This window comes from Pseudomonas sp. (assembly GCF_030683065.1).
Lineage (GTDB): Bacteria > Pseudomonadota > Gammaproteobacteria > Pseudomonadales > Pseudomonadaceae > Aquipseudomonas.
This window is the reverse complement of record NZ_JAUXMX010000014.1, coordinates 40,088-58,442: the sequence shown is the minus strand read 5'-3', so window position 1 is coordinate 58,442 and position 18,355 is coordinate 40,088. Positions and strand designations below refer to the sequence as shown.

The 18,355-nt window shown below is 61.1% G+C and carries 16 protein-coding genes; 4 read left to right on the top strand and 12 right to left on the bottom strand.

The window, feature by feature from the left end; genetic code table 11:
• Nucleotides 1-153: 153 nt before the first annotated feature.
• The 5 genes from pyk to gcl form a co-directional block, all read right to left on the bottom strand.
• Nucleotides 154-1,569: a pyruvate kinase gene (gene pyk / locus Q8K09_RS03395; RefSeq protein ID WP_305253619.1), complete on the bottom strand. Its 1,416-nt coding sequence runs from the start codon at nucleotides 1,567-1,569 to the stop codon at nucleotides 154-156.
• The gene (locus Q8K09_RS03390; protein WP_305253618.1) at nucleotides 1,566-2,852 is read right to left on the bottom strand and encodes a glycerate kinase; all 1,287 of its coding nucleotides are present in this window, start codon (nucleotides 2,850-2,852) and stop codon (nucleotides 1,566-1,568) included. The genes pyk and Q8K09_RS03390 overlap by 4 nt, the downstream gene beginning before the upstream one ends.
• A 276-nt stretch (nucleotides 2,853-3,128) precedes the next feature.
• The gene (locus tag Q8K09_RS03385; RefSeq protein WP_305253617.1) at nucleotides 3,129-4,019 is read right to left on the bottom strand and encodes a 2-hydroxy-3-oxopropionate reductase; all 891 of its coding nucleotides are present in this window, start codon (nucleotides 4,017-4,019) and stop codon (nucleotides 3,129-3,131) included.
• Nucleotides 4,020-4,170: 151 nt separating this feature from the next.
• Complete coding sequence (hyi, locus tag Q8K09_RS03380) at nucleotides 4,171-4,953, bottom strand: hydroxypyruvate isomerase (protein ID WP_305253616.1); 783 nt, start codon at nucleotides 4,951-4,953, stop codon at nucleotides 4,171-4,173.
• Between the two features lie 59 nt (nucleotides 4,954-5,012).
• Nucleotides 5,013-6,788: a glyoxylate carboligase gene (gcl, locus tag Q8K09_RS03375; RefSeq protein ID WP_305253615.1), complete on the bottom strand. Its 1,776-nt coding sequence runs from the start codon at nucleotides 6,786-6,788 to the stop codon at nucleotides 5,013-5,015.
• Between the two features lie 116 nt (nucleotides 6,789-6,904).
• Here gcl and Q8K09_RS03370 point away from each other — a divergent pair, with 116 nt between their 5' ends.
• Both Q8K09_RS03370 and Q8K09_RS03365 read left to right on the top strand, forming a co-directional pair.
• Entirely contained in the window at nucleotides 6,905-7,810 is a 906-nt protein-coding gene (locus Q8K09_RS03370; RefSeq protein ID WP_305253614.1) for a LysR family transcriptional regulator, read from the top strand.
• Between the two features lie 163 nt (nucleotides 7,811-7,973).
• On the top strand, nucleotides 7,974-8,411 hold the full coding sequence (locus tag Q8K09_RS03365) for a heme-binding protein (RefSeq protein WP_305253613.1): 438 nt from the start codon (nucleotides 7,974-7,976) through the stop codon (nucleotides 8,409-8,411).
• Nucleotides 8,412-8,555: 144 nt separating this feature from the next.
• On the opposite strand, the gene Q8K09_RS03360 is transcribed toward Q8K09_RS03365, so the two are convergent.
• Complete coding sequence (locus Q8K09_RS03360; RefSeq protein WP_305253612.1) at nucleotides 8,556-9,200, bottom strand: TetR/AcrR family transcriptional regulator; 645 nt, start codon at nucleotides 9,198-9,200, stop codon at nucleotides 8,556-8,558.
• A 219-nt stretch (nucleotides 9,201-9,419) separates the two neighbouring features.
• Here Q8K09_RS03360 and moaA point away from each other — a divergent pair, with 219 nt between their 5' ends.
• Both moaA and Q8K09_RS03350 read left to right on the top strand, forming a co-directional pair.
• Nucleotides 9,420-10,415 carry a GTP 3',8-cyclase MoaA gene (gene moaA / locus Q8K09_RS03355; protein WP_305253611.1) on the top strand — a complete coding sequence of 332 codons (996 nt, stop codon included), beginning with the start codon at nucleotides 9,420-9,422 and terminating at the stop codon, nucleotides 10,413-10,415.
• Nucleotides 10,416-10,427: 12 nt separating this feature from the next.
• Nucleotides 10,428-10,709 carry a hypothetical protein gene (locus tag Q8K09_RS03350; RefSeq protein ID WP_305253610.1) on the top strand — a complete coding sequence of 94 codons (282 nt, stop codon included), beginning with the start codon at nucleotides 10,428-10,430 and terminating at the stop codon, nucleotides 10,707-10,709.
• On the opposite strand, the gene Q8K09_RS03345 is transcribed toward Q8K09_RS03350, so the two are convergent.
• The 6 genes from Q8K09_RS03345 to alc all read right to left on the bottom strand — a co-directional run bounded on the left by Q8K09_RS03345 (nucleotide 10,706) and on the right by alc (nucleotide 18,343).
• Entirely contained in the window at nucleotides 10,706-11,566 is an 861-nt protein-coding gene (locus tag Q8K09_RS03345; RefSeq protein ID WP_305253609.1) for an outer membrane protein OmpK, read from the bottom strand. The genes Q8K09_RS03350 and Q8K09_RS03345 overlap by 4 nt on opposite strands.
• Before the next feature lie 84 nt (nucleotides 11,567-11,650).
• A complete protein-coding gene (locus Q8K09_RS03340; protein ID WP_305253608.1) occupies nucleotides 11,651-13,150 on the bottom strand; it encodes a nucleobase:cation symporter-2 family protein in 1,500 nt (499 codons plus the stop codon).
• Nucleotides 13,151-13,615: 465 nt separating this feature from the next.
• Entirely contained in the window at nucleotides 13,616-15,166 is a 1,551-nt protein-coding gene (locus tag Q8K09_RS03335) for a cation:proton antiporter (protein ID WP_305253607.1), read from the bottom strand.
• A gap of 263 nt (nucleotides 15,167-15,429) precedes the next feature.
• Nucleotides 15,430-16,665, bottom strand: coding sequence for a urate hydroxylase PuuD (locus Q8K09_RS03330; protein WP_305253606.1), 1,236 nt, complete (start codon nucleotides 16,663-16,665; stop codon nucleotides 15,430-15,432).
• A gap of 48 nt (nucleotides 16,666-16,713) precedes the next feature.
• Nucleotides 16,714-17,217, bottom strand: coding sequence for an ureidoglycolate lyase (locus tag Q8K09_RS03325; RefSeq protein WP_305253605.1), 504 nt, complete (start codon nucleotides 17,215-17,217; stop codon nucleotides 16,714-16,716).
• A gap of 130 nt (nucleotides 17,218-17,347) precedes the next feature.
• Nucleotides 17,348-18,343: an allantoicase gene (alc, locus tag Q8K09_RS03320; protein ID WP_305253604.1), complete on the bottom strand. Its 996-nt coding sequence runs from the start codon at nucleotides 18,341-18,343 to the stop codon at nucleotides 17,348-17,350.
• Nucleotides 18,344-18,355: the final 12 nt, after the last annotated feature.

Genomic DNA, 18,355 nt, shown 5'->3' with positions numbered 1-18,355 from the left:
AGTGCCTAAAACTGGCAAAGCCAGCATGGGGGAGGTGTTCTGCGGCCGATGCTGGCGACCCGCCGCAGTGCTGTAGGGTGGATGACGCTTTTTCATCCACCATCGCGGTTGGTGGATGGGTGAAGCGTCATCCCCCTACGAGCCTGTAGCTGTTTAATGCAGAATTTCGATACGTAGGCTGTTGGTGCTGCCGGGCTGGCCAAAGGGTTCGCCGGCGGTGATCACCAGGGTGTCGCCGCGCTTGGCCATGCCCTGGGCCTGGGCGATTTCCAGGGCGGTGCTGATGACTTCCTCGACCTTGTGCAGGCGCGCGTTGACCACCGAGTACACGCCCCAGGCCACGCTCAGGCGCCGCGCGGTATCCAGGCTCGGGGTCAGGCTGAGGATCGGTGCTTTCGGCCGCTCGCGCGAGGCGCGCAGGCTGCTAGCGCCGGATTCGGTGTAATTGACCAGAGCAGCCACCGGCAGGATCGAGCTGATCCTGCGGATCGCACAACTGATTGCATCCGACGCAGTGGCTTCAGCCTGGGGCCGGCCGACGTCAAGCTGGGCCTGGAAGTCCGGGCCGTTCTCCACTTGGCGAATGATCTTGCTCATCATCTGCACCGCTTCCAGCGGGTAGTCGCCGGAGGCGGTTTCCGCCGAGAGCATCAGCGCATCGCTGCCTTCAGCCACGGCATTGGCCACGTCGGTGACCTCGGCGCGGGTCGGCGCCGGCGAGAAGCGCATGGACTCGAGCATCTGGGTGGCCACCACCACCGGTTTGCCGAGCTGGCGGCAAGTGCGGATGATGTCCTTCTGGATGCGTGGCACGTTTTCCGCGGGCACTTCCACGCCCAGGTCGCCGCGAGCGACCATGATCGCGTCGCACAGACGGGCGATTTCTTCCAGGTGAATGACTGCAGACGGCTTTTCGATCTTGGCCATCAGCAAGGCGCGCTCGCCGATCAACTGGCGGGCTTCGACGATATCTTCCGGGCGCTGGACAAACGACAGGGCGACCCAGTCCACCCCCAGGTCCAGGCCGAAGGCCAGGTCGCGACGATCCTTCTCGGTCAGCGGGCTGAGTTGCAGCACTGCTTCGGGTACGTTGACCCCCTTGCGGTCTGACAGCTCGCCGCCGGCAATGACCTCGGTGATCACCGCATCGGTTTGCTTGTCGGTCACTTTCAGGCGCAAACGACCGTCGTCGAGCAGCAGGCTCATGCCCGGCTGCAAGGCTGCGATGATTTCCGGGTGCGGCAGGTTGACCCGATTAACGTCGCCTGGGGTGCTGTCGAGGTCCAGGCGCAAGGTCTGACCGCGTTGCAGGTTGACCTTGCCCGTAGCAAAACGGCCGACGCGCAGCTTCGGCCCTTGCAGGTCCATGAGGATGCCGATCGGCATGTTCAGTTGCTGTTCAACTTCGCGCACCCAGGCGAAGCGCTGGGCGTGATCGGCGTGTTCGCCGTGGCTGAAGTTGAGGCGGAACAGGTTGACCCCGGCCTCGACCAGCTCACGGATATCGTCGATGCCTGCGACGGCCGGGCCGAGGGTGGCGAGGATTTTGACTTTCTTATCGGGACTCATTGGGTTGGGCTCTCGAGAATCAGAATGGCGCGGAAATCGTTGACGTTGGTCCGGGTTGGCCCGGTGAAAATCAATTGGTCGAGGGCGGCGAAGTAGCCATAGCCGTTGTTGTCATGCAGTTCGTCGCTGGCACTCAGGCCCATTTGGGCGGCGCGGGCATAGCTGTTCGGGGTCATCAGCGCCCCGGCGTTGTCTTCCGAGCCGTCGATGCCATCAGTGTCCCCGGCCAGGGCATAGACCCCGGGCAGACCCTTGAGGCTATCGGTCAGGCTGAGGAGGAACTCGGCGTTGCGTCCACCACGGCCATTGCCGCGCACGGTTACCGTGGTTTCGCCGCCGGAGAGAATTACGCAGGGTGGCTTGATCGGTTGGCCATGCAACACCACCTGTTTGGCGATACCGGCGTGTACCTTGGCCACCTCGCGTGACTCGCCTTCCAGGTCACCGAGGATCAGCGTGGAAAAACCGGCAGCCTCGGCCCTGGCGGCCGCCGCGTCGAGGGATTGCTGCGGCGCGGCGATCAGCTGGAAGTGGCTACGCGACAGGCAGGGGTCGCCCGGTTTGACGGTTTCCGAGGCTGGGTTCTGCAGCCAGGTGCGCACGTTGGCCGGGATCTCGATGCCATAGCGGGTGAGAATCACCAATGCCTGACCCGAGGTGGTCGGGTCGGCCACGGTCGGGCCGGAGGCGATCACCGTAGGCTCATCGCCCGGCACATCGGAAATCGCGTAGGTGTACACGCTGGCCGGCCAGCTGGCCTTGGCCAGGCGACCGCCCTTGATCGCCGAGAGGTGCTTGCGCACGCAGTTCATTTCGCCAATCGAGGCGCCGGATTTCAGCAGCGCCTTGTTGACTGCTTGTTTGTCTTTCAGGCTGATGCCTTCGGCCGGCAGGGCGAGCAGGGAAGAGCCGCCACCGGACAGGAGGAAGATCACCCTATCCTCTTCGTTGAGATTACTGACCAGCTCCAGCACGCGGCGGGCGACCCGCTCACCGGCGTCATCTGGCACCGGGTGCGCGGCTTCCACTACTTCGATCTTTTTGCAGTTTGCCCCATGCTCGTAGCGCGTCACCACCAGGCCGGATACTTCGCCCTGCCATTCGCGCTCGATTACCTCGGCCATGGCTGCGGCGGCTTTGCCGGCGCCGATGACAATGACCCGGCCACTCCGGTCGGCGGGCAGGTAGTCAGCCAGCACCTGGCGTGGGTGGGCGGCGTCGATGGCGCTGGCGAACAGTTCGCGCAGCAGAGACGTTGGATTAAAAGATGGATCAATAGGCATGGTGATCTCTCTTGTTTCGGGCTGGATCAACTCGATTCTAGTGCGCAGCGTCCGCTTGGCAGGCGCTGCGCACTAGAATCGACCCACCCGGCCGGCAGGCCGTGACACCGCCTGCCGGGCAGATCGAAAAATTCCCCGTAGGTTGGGTTGAGCGAAGCGATACCCAACATGAAGCGCTCAGTGCTCCCCGCAATGGGATGCGTTGGCCGGTTCTTCGAACCGGTTGTTGGGTATCGCAGGCTCAACCAAACCTACGGGTGGTCGGCCTACGGTCGGTCACTCCTTGCGGATCGAAAAGTTGGCCATGTGCTCCAATCCCTTGATCAGCGCAGAGTGGTCCCAGTTGCTGCCGCCGATGGCCGCACAGGTGCTGAACACCTGCTGGGCATTGGCGGTGTTAGGCAGATTCAGGCCCAGCTCGCGGGCGCCGGCCAGGGCCAGGTTGAGGTCCTTCTGGTGCAGGCTTATGCGGAAGCCCGGATCGAAAGTGCCCTTGATCATACGCTCGCCATGCACCTCGAGAATTTTCGAGCCGGCGAAGCCGCCCATCAGCGCTTCACGCACCTTGGCCGGATCGGCACCGTTCCTGGCGGCGAACAACAGGGCTTCGGCGACCGCCTGGATGTTCAGGGCGACGATGATCTGGTTGGCGACCTTGGCGGTCTGGCCGTCACCGTTGCCGCCGACCCGGGTGATGTTCTTGCCCATGACCTGGAACAGCGGCAGGGCGCGCTCGAAGGTCTGCTCGCAGCCACCGACCATGATGCTCAGGGTCGCGGCCTTGGCGCCGACTTCACCGCCGGATACCGGCGCGTCGAGGTACTGCGCACCCGTGGCCTTGATCTTCTCGGCGAACTGCTTGGTCGCGGTGGGAGAGATCGAGCTCATGTCGATCACCACCTTGCCGGCGCCTACGCCTGCGGCAACGCCGTCAGCGCGCAGCAGCACGTCCTCGACCTGTGGGGTGTCCGGCACCATGATGATGATGAATTCGGCTTCCTGGGCGACCTGCTGCGGGGTGGCTAGGGCGATGGCGCCGGCGGCGATCAGGTCGGCCGGTGCCTGGTCGTGATGCTCGGAGAGCAGCAGGGTGTGCCCGGCGTTCTGCAGGTTCTGCGCCATGGGCTTGCCCATGATGCCGGTGCCGATAAATCCGATTTTAGCCATGAGATTGTCTCCTGGTGTCGTTATGTCTGGTGAAGCCTGGTTGCGTAGGATGGGTTGAGCCTGCGATACCCATCACTGGCTCGATGGGTATCTCTTCGCTCCACCCATCCTACGGGTGACCCTCTTATCTGCTGGAGAGGGGTGTTACGGTTCAGATCGCGTTATGGGTTTTCATCCAGCCGAGGCCGGCCGCGGTGGTGGTTGCCGGCTTGTATTCACAGCCGATCCAGCCCCGGTAGCCGATGCGGTCCAGGTGCTCGAAGAGGAAGCGGTAGTTGATCTCGCCAGTACCTGGCTCGTGACGCCCGGGGTTGTCGGCCAGTTGCACGTGATTGATCAGCGCCAGGTTGTTGTCCAGGGTGCGGGCCAGGTCACCTTCCATGATTTGCATGTGATAGATGTCGTATTGCAGGTACAGGTTGCTGCTGTCGACCTTGGCGCGAATGGCCAGGGCCTGCTTGGTGGTGTTCAGGTAGAAGCCGGGAATGTCGCGGGTGTTGATCATTTCCATGACCAGCTTGATCCCGGCCTGCTCCAACTGGTCTGCGGCGAACGTGAGGTTGTCGACAAAAGTCGCCTCGATAGTGGCGCAGTCGTAACCCTGCGGACGAATGCCGGCCAGGCAGTTGATCTGCGCATTGCCCAATACCTTGGCGTAGGCGATGGCCTGGTCGACGCCGGCACGGAATTCCTCGACCCGCTCCGGGTGGCAGGCGATACCGCGCTCGCCCTTGGCCCAATCGCCGGCGGGCAGGTTGAACAGCACCTGCTCAAGTTTATTGGCATCCAGTCGCGCCTTGAGCGCCTCGGCCGGGAAGTCGTAGGGAAACAGGTACTCGACACCGCTGAAACCGGCAGCGGCGGCAGCGGCGAAACGATCCAGAAAGTCCACTTCGGTGAACAGCATGGACAGGTTGGCAGCAAAGCGGGGCATGTGATGCTCCTTGTTCAGGTAGCCCGGATGCAGTCCGGGCCAGGGATTAACAGGCAAAGTCAGTCCAGCGGCATGATGCTGGTGGGCGCATCTTCGCCATTGGTGGCCAGGGCCTCGAACTCGTTGATCGCATCGATCTCGGTACCCATGGCGATGTTGGTCACTCGCTCAAGGATGATCTCGATAACTACTGGTACCTGGTACTGCGCCATCCAGGCTTCGGCCTGCTCGATGGCCGGGCGCAATTCTTCCTGGCGGCGTACACGGATCGCCTTGCAGCCGAGACCCTCGACCACGGCGATGTGATCGACCCCATAACCCGCGACTTCCTCCGAGTTGATGTTGTCGAAGGCCAGCTGCACGCAGTAGTCCATGTCGAAACCGCGCTGGCTCTGGCGGATCAAGCCGAGGTAGGCGTTGTTCACCAGGATGTGCAGGTAGGGCAGTTTGAACTGCGCACCTACGGCCAGCTCCTCGATCATGAACTGGAAGTCGTAGTCGCCGGACAGCGCGACGATCTTGCGCTCTGGATCAGCTACGCGCACACCCAGTGCCGCCGGGATGGTCCAGCCCAGTGGCCCGGCCTGCCCGCAGTTGATCCAGTGCCGCGGCTTGTAGACGTGCAGAAACTGCGCGCCTGCGATCTGTGACAGGCCGATGGTGCTGACGTAGCAGGCATCTTTGCCGAACGCGTTGTTCATGCACTGGTAGACGCGCTGCGGTTTCATCGGCACGTCTTCGAAGTTGGTCTTGCGCAGCAGCGTACTCTTGCGCTCCTGGCAGTCGGCGGCCCAGTGGCTGCGGTCTTTCAGGCGGCCGGCGGCCTTCCACTCGCTGGCCACCTGGACGAACATGGCCAGGGCGGCGCCAGCATCGGAAACGATGCCGAAGTCCGGTGAGAAGACCCGGCCAATCTGGGTTGGCTCGATATCGACGTGCACAAAGGTACGGTCTTTTGTGTACACCTCAACCGAGCCGGTGTGCCGATTGGCCCAACGATTACCCACGCCAAGTACGAAGTCCGAAGCCAGCATGGTGGCGTTGCCGTAGCGGTGGCTGGTCTGCAAACCGACCATGCCGGCCATCAACGGGTGATCGTCGGGGATGCAGCCCCAGCCCATCAATGTCGGGATTACCGGCACGCCAACCAGTTCGGCAAACTGCAGCAGCAGCGCCTCGGCTCCGGCGTTGTAGATGCCACCACCGGCGACGATCAACGGCCGCTCGGCAGCGTTGAGCATGTTCAGCGCTTTCTCGATCTGCGCCCGGCTGGCCGCCGGCTTGTATGGCTGCAGCGGTTGATAGGTGTCGACGTCGAATTCGATTTCACCCATCTGCACATCAAACGGCAGATCGATCAATACCGGGCCTGGGCGACCCGAGCGCATTACGTGAAAGGCCTGCTGGAATACTCGCGGCACCAGGGCCGGCTCACGCACGGTAACCGACCATTTGGTAACTGGCTTGGCGATCGACTCGATGTCTACCGCCTGGAAATCTTCCTTGTACAAACGGGCACGCGGCGCCTGACCGGTGATGCACAGGATCGGAATGGAGTCGGCAGAGGCCGAGTACAGGCCGGTGATCATGTCGGTCCCGGCCGGGCCGGAGGTGCCGATGCACACGCCGATATTGCCGGCCTTGGCGCGGGTATAACCTTCGGCCATGTGCGAGGCGCCCTCGACATGGCGGGCGAGGATATGCCGAATACTGCCGTCCGCTTTCAGGGCGGAATACATCGGGTTGATGGCTGCACCCGGTATGCCAAAGACGACGTCGATACCTTCCTTGCGCATTACCGCCACTGCTGCATCGATTGCTCTCATACGCGCCATAAAAAATTCCTCCAGGCTTTAGTCGATATTTTTTCTACATGCCTAAAGCATGATGGCAACGGGTTAATGCGGTAAATTGCAGGATTCAGCATTTCTGTCGGTATCAGGAGTATCGAATGGACCGTTATACGGCGTTGCACAGTTTTGTTTTGGTGGCCGATCACGGCAGCTTTGCCGCTGCCGCGCTGGTCGAAGGGGTGACCCCTGTGGTGATGGGCCGGCGGCTCGACATGCTCGAACGCCATTTGGGGGTCAAGCTGATGCATCGCTCGACCCGCGGTCTGTCGCTGACCGATCTGGGCGAGCAATACCTGGAGCGGGCCCGCGGCTTGCTGCGTGACTTCGCCGAGGCCGATGCCAGCATCACCCACGGCAGCCATTCGGTGAGCGGGCACTTGGTGGTGTCGGCACCTGCGGCGTTTGGCCGTCGGCATATCGCGCCCCACGCCCCGGCGTTTCAGGCCCGTTATCCAGAGCTGAACCTGTCGTTCAACCTGACCGACAGCGTGGTCGACCTGGTGCGTCAGGGCTACGACATGGGCATTCGCATCGGCGAAGTGACTGACCCCAACTACGTGGCGGTCAAGCTGTTCGCCAATCGGCGGGTGGTCTGCGGTTCGCCGGACTATTTTCAGCGTCACCCGGCCCCGCAATCCCTCGAAGACCTTGCCCAGCACAACTGCCTGGCGTTCAACCTGCAGGGTGGCCAGCAGCGCGGCTGGACCTTCCTGCGCGATGGCAAACAGGTAGCGGTCAAGGTCTCCGGCAATCTCGATTGTAATGACGGCGAACTCCTCTATGACTGGGTCAAGCAGGGCTTGGGTATCGGCTGGCGCTCGACCTGGGAGATCCAGGCCGAGCTCAAGCGCGGGCAGTTGGTCACGGTGCTCGACCAGTTCGCCATGCCGGCCTACGACATTCAGGCGGTCTATCCGCAGCAGCGTTATCTGCCCGCCAAGGTGCGTTTCTTCATCGACTACCTAAAGGCGATCTACAACACGCCGGGGTACTGGGAAGGATGAGTTACGGACGTCTTTGTATACAAACGATATTTTAAATGTACTAAAAATATTATTTATTGTGTACGATTTATTGGTTGGGCTTATCCCCGCCTGTCCGCTGTGGGCGATGGCACCAGTGGGAACTGGCCTTGCTTTCATCCACTTTTCGAGGAGGGCTTCAGATATGAGCGCTTTGAACCTGCACACCGCGACCACCATCAGCAACCGGGCCCTGGCGCTTGGGCGCGAGCTATCTGCCGCGCCCTTGACCGTGGCCGTGCTGGATGCGGGTGGTCACCTGATCAGCCTGCAGCGTGAAGACGGTGCTAGCCTGTTGCGCCCGCAGATCGCCATCGCCAAGGCCTGGGGCGCAGTGGCGCTGGGCAAAGGTTCGCGGGCGATCGCAGCCGATGCGCAGCAACGACCCGCCTTCATTGGTGCGCTGAATAACCTGGCGGACGGCAAGTTGCTGCCCGCCGCGGGCGGGGTGTTGATTCGTGATGTGCGCGGCGAGGTGATCGGCGCGATTGGCATCACCGGCGACACCTCGGATATCGATGAGCAGTGCGCAATCGGCGCGGTGCAGGCGGCGGGGCTCAAGGCTGACGCGGGGCAAGCGTAGAACGCAGAAGGGTGGCGGACCAAGTACAAGAGCACCGCAGCCTGTAGGAGGGGCCTTGGCCGCGAACCACCGTGTGCACCGCGCGGATTTGTCGACCGTTCGCGGGCAGATGCTCTGCACCGTTACCCCACCCAGATCAGAGGATCAGGCGCGGGTGACCTGCTCGGAGGCGGCGCTCTGGCTTTCGTCGATCTCGCAGCCCTTGATCACCAGGCGGATGATGGTCTGGGCGGCGGCTTCGTAGTCGGCGTCATCCAGGCTGGCCTTGCCGGTTACAGTGGCGATCTGCCAGTCGAAGTCGGCATAGGTCTGGGTCGCGGCCCAGATGCTGAACATCAGATGGTGGGGGTCGATCGCGGCCATCAACCCCTGGCCGATCCAGCGCTGGATGCAGGTGATGTTGTGCTGGGCCTGGGCGTTGAGTTGTTCAGCCTGCTCAGCGGACAGGTGCGGTGCACCGTGCATGATCTCGCTGGCAAATACCTTGGAGGCTGAGGGCAGTTCGCGGGAAATACGAATCTTCGAGCGGATATAGGCGGTGAGTACGTCAGCCGGTTTGCCGGGCTGATTGAACGGCGCCGAGGCGTCCAGTAATGGCTCGATAATGCTTTCGAGCACCTCGCGGTAGAGGTTCTCTTTCGACTTGAAGTAGTAATAGACGTTGGGCTTTGGCACGCCGGCCTTGGCGGCGATATCGCTGGTCTTGCTGGCGGCAAAGCCCTTGTCGGCGAATTCTTCACTGGCTGCGCGCAAAATCAGCTCTTTGTTGCGCTCGCGAATACTGGTCATAAGCCCCTGTGCTTGCATGTGCCGCCCGGCGCTGGGCGGCGGTCGGGCATGGTAGCACCGGGCCTGCGCATGGCTCAAGCCAGCGCTGGCAGGGGTCTGGATAACTTAACTGACCTCGCGGTCAGTTTATTGTGTACAAAAATAGGCTTTTCTGTTTCTATCTGGACCACTGCATTTACTAACAAAACGTCTCGGTTCCCAGAATACAGGAGGCTCGCTGTGCATCATGCGCAACTGCTCGACCCTTTCGGTCGGCGCATCACCTACCTGCGACTGTCAGTTACCGACCGCTGCGACTTCCGTTGCACCTATTGCATGAGCGAGGATATGGTCTTCGCCCCGCGCGCGCAGATTCTCAGCCTTGAAGAACTCTATACCGTGGCGGACGCCTTTATCGGCCTCGGGGTCAAGCGTATCCGCATCACCGGTGGCGAGCCGCTGGTACGCAAGAACCTGCTCAGTCTGCTAACCCGCCTGGGCCAGCGCAGCGAGCTGGATGATCTGGCCATCACCACCAACGGCTCGCAACTGGCCGAGCTGGCGCCACAGTTGTGCGCGGCCGGGGTCAAACGCCTGAACATCAGCCTGAACTCACTCAAGCGCGAACGCTTTGCAGCCTTTACCCGGCGCGACAAGCTAGACCAGGTGCTGGCCGGCATCGAGGCAGCTCGGGCAGCCGGCTTCGTCAGAATCAAACTCAATGCGGTGGTGCAGAAAGGCCGCAATGATGACGAGGTGCTCGACCTTGTCGAGTTCGCCATGGCGCGTGGCCTGGACATCAGCTTTATCGAGGAAATGCCGCTGGGCAGTATTTCCAGCCACCAGCGCGAGCAGACTTTCTGCTCCAGCGACGAGGTGCGCGAGCGTATCGAGCAGCGTTATGCCTTGGTGCGCAGCAGCAAGCTGACTGGCGGGCCATCGCGCTACTGGCAAGTGGTCGGCAGCGACACCCAGGTCGGCTTTATCTCGCCCCACAGCCACAATTTCTGTGGCGACTGCAACCGTGTGCGGGTCACCGCCGAGGGCAAGCTGGTGCTCTGCCTGGGGCATGACAATGCCCTGGACCTGAAAGGCCTGATGCGCGCCCACCCCGGTGATAGCCAGCGGCTGAGCGAGGCCTTGATCCAGGCCTTGCGACTTAAGCCCGAGCGGCACCACTTCGAGACCGATGCCCAGGTGCAGGTCATCCGTTTTATGAGCATGACCGGCGGCTAACCCCACTCCAGCATGGATGCGCAAGGCCAGTACCAGGGTTTTGCCCGTGAGCAGCAGAGCGAAATTGCAGCGCTGAAAAGTCACTACAAGGTCGAAGCCAACCTGGATACCGATCGCATCGGCCTGCAACAGTGGACGCTGGATTTTCTTGATCGCAAGAAGCTCAAGGACGCTAAATTGCAAGGATGCGTACTGCGCCTACTGCGGTTACCTCACACAAAAGGGGATGGCAAACATGCCATCCCCTTTTGCTACAAGTGGCCGCCTACTCGGCAATCCGTATCAAGCGCTTAGAAATGGTACTTCACCAACGCTTGCACAGCCGTCTGGTCGAAGCCGTCGGTGGAACCGTCGACGGGCTTGATCCCGTATTTGTTGTGCCACATGTTCACTTCGGTACCGACGTAGAGCTTGCGCTCCTTACCGAATAGCGCCTTGCCCGCGTCCCATTTGACCTGGACCGAGGAGCCGACGGAGGTCTGGGTGCCGGCGTCCCTGGATGGTGAGCGCCAGTCGATGTAACCGTCGATCACGAAGTCCTGCTCGCCGATGGCGAAGGGGTAGGCGCCGGTCACGGTCAGTTGGGTGGCGTAGCCGTTGCTGTCTTGTTCAGCGAAGAACACGTGATTGTTGATCTTGACCCGGTACACGTTGGTCTTGAGGTAGGCGAAGCCCGGCACGTCCCAGTCGAAGCCCAGACCGTACAAGTAGTTTTCCGGGCCTGGGCCGCCATTACCTTTTTCATAGGTGAAGGCCGCTTTGACGTCTTTTAGCGGCCCCATGGACAGATCCTGGCCAGTCAGCCAGCTGAGGCTGACGCGTGGTGAGAATTCCATGTAGTAGAAGCTGTTCTTGTCATTCTGCTCGAAAGTGCCGTTGGCGAAGCTGCCACGCGATTGGACGTTGTCGGCGCTGATGTAGTCGAGAAAATAAAACACATCGCCCCAGGCCCAGCCGCTGGCGTGCTCGAAGGTGAACGTGGTCTGTGAGCGCTGCTCCTCAGCATTGAAATTGAGGCGCTGGAAGTTATCGCCATGCAGGTAGGACAGGCTGTTGTCCTGCCACAGCAGCAGGTCACTGGCGCTGGCGTGTTGGCAGGCAATCAGGCCGGCAGACAGCGCAATGCAGAAAGGCAGATGCTTAAGTCTCATCGGGTTTTCCTTATTTTTAGAGGTGCACGGTTTCTCAACCCCGCGGCTGCCCGCAGGGGGGAGGTTGTTTGCCCAGTTGCTGGTTCAGGTCGGCCGGTTGAGCGGCTCATGGTCGCTGGCCAGGCTCTTCAGCCGAGGCCCTTGGGTTTCATCGGCTCGCGGGCCCTGCAGCACGCTGTGCAGGTGTGCCTCGGGCTCGTAATCGTTTTCTTCCAGTTCCACATGCTCTTCCGGGAGGAAGATGTTCAGCAGAATGGCGCTGAGGGCACCGATGGTGATCGGCGAACCGAAGATGTTTTTCAAGGTGTCCGGCATATGCGACAGCGCATCCGGCACGGCTGCCACACCAAGACCAAGGCCGAGTGAGATGGCCACGATCAGCACATTGCGCCGATGCAGGCCGGCTTCGCTGAGAATCCTGATCCCAGCCACCGCAACGGTGCCGAACATGATCAGGGTGGCACCGCCCAGAACCGGCTTGGGCATCAACTGCAGGACCGCGCCGATCGCCGGGAACAACCCAAGCACAATGAATATCCCCGCAACATAAAACGCAACGTGGCGGCTGGCGACCCCGGTGAGCTGGATGACGCCGTTGTTCTGGCTGAAGGTGGTCATTGGCAGGCTATTGAACATCGCCGCCATGGCCGAGTTGCAGCCATCGGCGAGGACGCCGCCCTTGATCCGGCGCAGGTACAGCGGACCCTTGACCGGTTGCTTGGAAATGATCGAGTTGGCAGTCAGGTCTCCAGCGGTTTCCAATGGCGTGATCAGGAAAATTACCGCGATTGGTACAAACGCCACCCAGTCGAAACTGAAGCCGTATTTGAACGGCACCGGCACGCTGACCAATGGCACGGCGGCCATGCTGGAGAAATCCACCCGACCGTTGAACCAGGCGACGGCAAAACCCATGGCCAAGCCGATGATCACTGCGGACAGGCGCACTGCCTGAGACTTGAAGCGGTTGAGTACAACTATGGTGACCAGTACCAATGCCGCTAGCCCGAGATGGTGCAGCGCGCCGAAGTCGGCTGCGCCATAGCCGCCGGCGATATCTGTCATTGCCACCTTGATCAGCGACAAGCCGATCAGGCAGATGATGGTGCCGGTGACCACCGGGGTGACAACCTTGCGCAGTTTTGAGATGACCTGGCTGAAGGCAATCTCGACGAAGGCTGCGCAAAAGCACACGCCGAACAAGGTGGCGAGTATTTCCTCCTCGCTGCCGCCGCGGCCCTTCACCAGAAAACCGGCGCTGAGGATGGCGCTGAGAAAGGCGAAACTGGTGCCTTGCAGGCACAGCAGCCCTGAGCCGATCGGGCCGATGCGTTTGGCTTGAACGAAGGTGCCGAGGCCGGACACGAACAGCGCCATGCTCACCAGATAGGGCACATAGGCGCCCAGGCCGAGCACGTTGCCGACGATCAGGGTCGGGGTGATGATGCCGACGAAGCTGGCCAGCACATGCTGCAGGGCGGCGAAGATGGCCGGTGCGAAAGCAGGGCAGTCATCCAGTTGGTAGATCAGGTCGTTGTTGCCCGCTGATGGAGCTGGTGTGGGCGTGGTGCGAGTCGTGGTCATGTCAGAGCCTGCCAGTTGTTTTTATATGGTCAAGGGCTTGCACGAGGCTTCACGGCGCCTCTAGCTGAACGTCATTAAAACTGTCTGATCGATCAGGATGGCCGACTATAACAACTTGTCCACAAGGCCATAAACAATTTATTTTTAAATTGTGCACAATAATTGGATTGGCGCGCAGCAGATGCCTTGGCTGGCAGTGGATTGCCGCCGAGAACGGCGAATTGCTTACGCCCTACGGGTGGTGTCGCTGTCGCGACTGTGTGCAGGTCGCAGGACGAGCCGGGTGGCGCTCCGCTCGGCGCGCAGCGAGAGCCTGCAATTTTTTGTGCCGCGCCGATAATTAATGGTGCACTGCCTGCGGCGAGTGACACCCTACGAATCGTGGCTTACTGCAGATTCGTGATTCACCACCCTCCGTAGGGCGGCTTCGGCGCGCAGCGACAACCCGCCGATGGCTGTCGCTGTTTAGTCGCGCACTTGCAGGTCGCGGGCGACGTGTTCGGCAAGGCCGCTGCCGGCCTCGCTCATGGTCAGGTAAGTGCGGTCGGCTCCAGCGGCCTGGATGCGCTGGGCGATGTCTTCATACATGGCGTGAGAAACGATTAGGCCTTTGAAGCCGCGTTCGCGCAGCTTTTGAGTGGAGATGATTTTAGCTTCGGCATCGTTCATGGCCAGGATCACTGCTTTGACTTCCGGCATTTCCAGGTTCTGCCAGAACATCTGGTCTTCGCCATCGGCGAATTTCACACGGCGCCCGGCTTTACTGCTCAGCTCGATCATCACTGGGTCGGAGTCCAGGCTGAACAGTTTGAAGCCCTTTTCACTGAGGTGGTCGTAGGCGGCGCGGCCGGTACGACCCATGCCCATGATCAGGATTTGTGCATCGTCGAGCGAGACTGGCTGCTCGTCAGGGTGGCGGATATTTCGTTCAAGCGGGATCAGGCGCCTGGCCAGGCGCTCATAAAGCGGGTGGGCAAAACGGTTCAGTTGCGCGGAAATAACGAAGGACAGGGCCACGGTGATGGCCAGCGGGATGAGCCATTGCGGCAGTACCACACTGGCCACGATCAGGCCGAATTCGCTGTAGTTGGTCAGGCTGACGCCACTCAGAAAAGCGCTGCGCGCCCGCAGGCGGAACATCAGGAACAGGCCGAAAAACAGCAGGCCCTTGAGCGGCAGCAGCAGTGACATCACCAGGGCGAAGACCATGGCATCGGCATCCGGTAGGCCACCAATGCCGATCTGCAGGAAGAAGCCGACCAGAAATACTTCCTTGATACTCCACAGCGAGTTGGACAGTTCGCCGGCACGCGGGTGTTTGGCCAGCATGGCGCCAAACGCCAGGGCGCCGAGTTCAGAGCTGAGTCCTAGCGATTCAAAGCCGTAGCCGCCCACGACTAGGGCCAGCAACAGGCCGAGCAACACCATCAGCTCTTCGTGGCCGCTGGCATCCAGCAGGCGAAACAGTAGTGGGCGCAGGAGGGGCAGGGCGAACACCAGCAAGGCCCAGGCCGAAGGCACTTCGCCGCTGGCCAGACTCATCACCAGCAGGGCGAGCAAGTCCTGGATGATGAGTACGCCGATGGCCACACGGCCATGGAAGGCGCGCAGCTCGCGCTTGCCCTCCAGCACTTTGGCTGCCAGCACCGTGCTGGAAAACGACAGGGCGATTGCTAGCAGCAGCCCTTCTTGCCAAGGTAGGTCGAGGATCAGCAGGATCGCCGGCAAGAAGATCAGGCTTGATATGGTGAAGTGCAGGAGGCCGCCGCCAATGACTTCGCGTTTGATCAGATTGCTAAGTTTTAGCTTGAGGCCGACGGTAAACAGCAGCAGGAGAACGCCAAGGTGGGCGATATGCTCCAGCGCGGCGCTGTCGCGTGGGCCTACACCCACGTGTTCGCCAAAGGTTGCGAGGGCGAATCCTGCGGCCAGATAGCCGACCAGCGGCGGCAGACCTATGCCACGCACGGCTAGGCCCATGACGAAGGCGAAAGCGATCCAGGTGGCTTCGATCATGGGCTGTCCTTATGGGCTTGAGGTCAAAAAGCCGGACATTGTAACGGGCTTTTCGCAGCGGTTGTCCAGTGCCAGTCCTGTTCCAGAGCGCGACGCGGTGGTGTGCGGTTTAATTGTTTGCCTGCAAGGCTTACTGCGCTATGGCTGGCTGCCACTTGATAGGTCTTGATCCCGGCTTTGTCAGGCCTTGCACAAAAAAGCCGCTCACTCTAGGTGAGTGAGCGGCTTCGGGTAAAAGCGTCTGCAGTACTTGTCAGCCCCTCTCAGTCGAGCTGTGCGCCCTGGTCGATCCAGGTGCCGATCAAGTCACGTTCTTCCTGGGTCATCTGGGTGATGTTGCCCAACGGCATGATCTGCGAGGCGACGGTCTGGGCATGGATCTTCGCGGCCTGGGCCTTGATCTGCTCCGGCGTGTCGAGCATGAAGCCGGCAGGCGCCGCGCTGAACATCGGGCTGCTTGGTGTGGCCGAATGGCACACGCTGCAACGCTCCTGAATCACACTGTTGACCTGGGCAAAGTCGCCAGTAGCAGGGGCAATCGGCTCAACCATCTGTGCGGTTGCTGCCTGCTCGGCGGTCTGGGGCGCGGCGGTCGCTTTCGACTTCATTTGCGGGCCGGTGACAAACGCCAGGCAGATCATGCCCAGTGCGGCGGCAGGCAGGGTCCAGACGTATTTGTTGCTGTCGTGGCGGGTGTTGAAGTAGTGGCGCACCAGTACCGCCAGCATCGCGATGCCTGCGAGGATCAGCCAGTTGTATTGGCTGCCGTAGGTGCTCGGGAAGTGGTTGCTGATCATGATGAACAGCACCGGCAGGGTGAAGTAGTTGTTATGCCGCGAACGCAGCAGGCCTTTGGCCGGCAGGCTCGGGTCGGGGGTGGTGTTGTTTTCGATGGCCTTAACCAGTGCGCGCTGGGCGGGCATGATGGTGAAGAACACGTTGCCGACCATGATGGTGCCAATGATCGCACCGACATGGATATAGGCGGCGCGGCCGCTAAAAATCAGGTTGAAGCCATAGGCCGCAGCGATCAGCAAGACGAACAGCACCGCACCAAGCAGGGCCGGGCGCTTGCCGAGGGCCGAATTACACAGCAAGTGATACGCCACGTAGCCGGCCAGCATCGAGCCGAATCCGATAGCAATGGCCATTCCCGGCGCCAGGTCAATGCCCGGCTTGACCAGGTACAGGCTCGGGTTGAGGTAGTAGACCACCAGCATCAGGGCCACCCCTGACAGCCAGGTGGCGTAAGCCTCCCATTTGAACCAGTGCAGGTTCTCCGGCATTTTTGGCGGGGCTAGTTTGTATTTTTCCAGGTGGTAGATACCGCCACCGTGGATCGCCCAGAGATCCCCGGCCAGTCCTTCACGCGGGTTGGAACGGTTGAGGTTGTTTTCCAGCCAGACGAAATAGAACGATGCGCCGATCCAGGCGATGCCGGTGATCATATGGATCCAGCGGATGCCCAGGTTCAGCCACTCAGTAAAATGCGCTTCCATTATCAGTACCTCTCCCCAGTGCCGGCACGCCGGTCTCCTGGGCTTCTCTTATTGGTGGGGGGCGAGGAGCAGTTGCTCCGCGACACTAAAGAAATGCTCATCACAGTTGTTGCCAGAACCACTGCGATCAACCACCAGGAAGTCATCCCGCTTTTCGATCGTCAGCACCGGGTGGTGCCAAACGCCGCGATGGTAATTAATGCCCTGCCTGCCGTTGCTGCGGAAGGCGCGGACCAACTCCGATTGAGGTACATCGCCAAGTGGCGCGACCACAATCAGAAAGGGGTTGCCGAGCAGCGGCATAAACGCCTGGCTGCCCAGCGGGTGGCGCTCCAGCATGCGCACGGTCAGCGGCATATCCAGGGCCTCGGCACTGAAGATGCTGATGATCGCCTGATCCTCTGGCTGGTCGGTCGCGACCGTGGCCAGTTTGTGATAGCGGCGAGTGGAGCCGTTATTGATCATGAAGAACTCGCTGCCTTCGGTTTCGATAACGTCACCGAAGGGGGCGAAGGCTTCTTTGCTTAAGGGCTCGATGATCAATGTGCGCATGTGGGTCTTCTGTTTATAAGTGCGGTTGCTTGTGCGTTTGTGTGGGAGGGGTTGGGCGGCATCCCGCTTTAGCCGCGAGCGTTTAAAGACATCGCGGCTAAAGCCCCTCCCACAGAGGCCTCAGCATGTTTTACTTAGTGATTTTGCCGAACAGGCGCAGGCGGCTGATACCACCGTCCGGGAACACGTTCACCCGTACGTGGGTGATCGGGCCGAGGGCTTTGATCTGCTCGCTGAACTCGTGTTCGGCGTGCATTTGCAGCTTCTGGCTCGGCAGCAGTTCGCGCCAGAACAGGCTCTGGGTTTCGATCTGGCTGTCGGTGCCGCCTTTTACGAAGGCCGCCTGGATCGAGCAGCTGTCCGGGTAGTTGCCTTTGAAGTGCAGGGTGTCGACGACGATGCGCTCGATCTCACCCGGATGGCCGAGGGCGATGATTACCCAGTCGTTACCCGGCGTCCGGCGACGTGCGGTTTCCCAGCCATCGCCCATGTTGATGCCACGGCCCGGGTTGAGGATGTTGCTCATACGGCCGAAGTGTTCGTCTGAACAAGCCAGGGCGCGACCACCATTCAGCGCTGCAGCCAGGTCGATCTGCTCGTTGTCGCCAACGTTGCTCCAGTCGCGGAACGGCACGCCGTACACGCGTAGACGAGCGACGCCGCCGTCCGGGTAGATATTGAAGCGCAGGTGGGTGAAGGCCTGGGCGGTGTTTATTTCATGGTAGTGGTGGCTGTTGCCTTGCAGCTCGACCGCGCCCAGCACTTCGGTCCACTCGGTGGCATCGGTCGGGTCGCCTTCAGCGACGAAGCAACCTTCCAGTGAGGCCGATGGCGGGAAGTTGCCGGTGAAGAAGCTGGTGTCGATGTCCACGCCCTTGATCGAGCCCGCAACGCCGAGGCGGATCACCGCACTGTCGTATCCTTCGAAGCGTTTGCGGCGCGATTCCCAGCCATCCATCCACTTGCCGTTGTCATCGAACACGCCCTCCTTCCATACGGCCGGGGTCGGCTGGAACAGACGGTTAACGTCGGCGAACCAGTCGTCGGTAACCGAGATGGCCTGGGTGCCCAGGCGTGCGTCGGCGAGGTTGACGTATTTTTCGAAGGGTACGGCGTAAGCGTTCATGTCGTATCTGCC

What these genes read in the sequence shown, in the direction of transcription:
- Q8K09_RS03385 (WP_305253617.1), bottom strand. Translation starts at nt 4,019, where the DNA reads ATGGCTAAAATCGGATTTATCGGCACCGGCATCATGGGCAAGCCCATG.
- Q8K09_RS03390 (WP_305253618.1), bottom strand. Translation starts at nt 2,852, where the DNA reads ATGCCTATTGATCCATCTTTTAATCCAACGTCTCTGCTGCGCGAACTG.
- Q8K09_RS03365 (WP_305253613.1), top strand. Translation starts at nt 7,974, where the DNA reads ATGAGCGCTTTGAACCTGCACACCGCGACCACCATCAGCAACCGGGCC.
- Q8K09_RS03335 (WP_305253607.1), bottom strand. Translation starts at nt 15,166, where the DNA reads ATGATCGAAGCCACCTGGATCGCTTTCGCCTTCGTCATGGGCCTAGCC.
- Q8K09_RS03350 (WP_305253610.1), top strand. Translation starts at nt 10,428, where the DNA reads ATGGATGCGCAAGGCCAGTACCAGGGTTTTGCCCGTGAGCAGCAGAGC.
- pyk (WP_305253619.1), bottom strand. Translation starts at nt 1,569, where the DNA reads ATGAGTCCCGATAAGAAAGTCAAAATCCTCGCCACCCTCGGCCCGGCC.
- Q8K09_RS03340 (WP_305253608.1), bottom strand. Translation starts at nt 13,150, where the DNA reads ATGACCACGACTCGCACCACGCCCACACCAGCTCCATCAGCGGGCAAC.
- gcl (WP_305253615.1), bottom strand. Translation starts at nt 6,788, where the DNA reads ATGGCGCGTATGAGAGCAATCGATGCAGCAGTGGCGGTAATGCGCAAG.
- Q8K09_RS03360 (WP_305253612.1), bottom strand. Translation starts at nt 9,200, where the DNA reads ATGACCAGTATTCGCGAGCGCAACAAAGAGCTGATTTTGCGCGCAGCC.
- hyi (WP_305253616.1), bottom strand. Translation starts at nt 4,953, where the DNA reads ATGCCCCGCTTTGCTGCCAACCTGTCCATGCTGTTCACCGAAGTGGAC.
- Q8K09_RS03345 (WP_305253609.1), bottom strand. Translation starts at nt 11,566, where the DNA reads ATGAGACTTAAGCATCTGCCTTTCTGCATTGCGCTGTCTGCCGGCCTG.
- alc (WP_305253604.1), bottom strand. Translation starts at nt 18,343, where the DNA reads ATGAACGCTTACGCCGTACCCTTCGAAAAATACGTCAACCTCGCCGAC.
- Q8K09_RS03325 (WP_305253605.1), bottom strand. Translation starts at nt 17,217, where the DNA reads ATGCGCACATTGATCATCGAGCCCTTAAGCAAAGAAGCCTTCGCCCCC.
- Q8K09_RS03330 (WP_305253606.1), bottom strand. Translation starts at nt 16,665, where the DNA reads ATGGAAGCGCATTTTACTGAGTGGCTGAACCTGGGCATCCGCTGGATC.
- Q8K09_RS03370 (WP_305253614.1), top strand. Translation starts at nt 6,905, where the DNA reads ATGGACCGTTATACGGCGTTGCACAGTTTTGTTTTGGTGGCCGATCAC.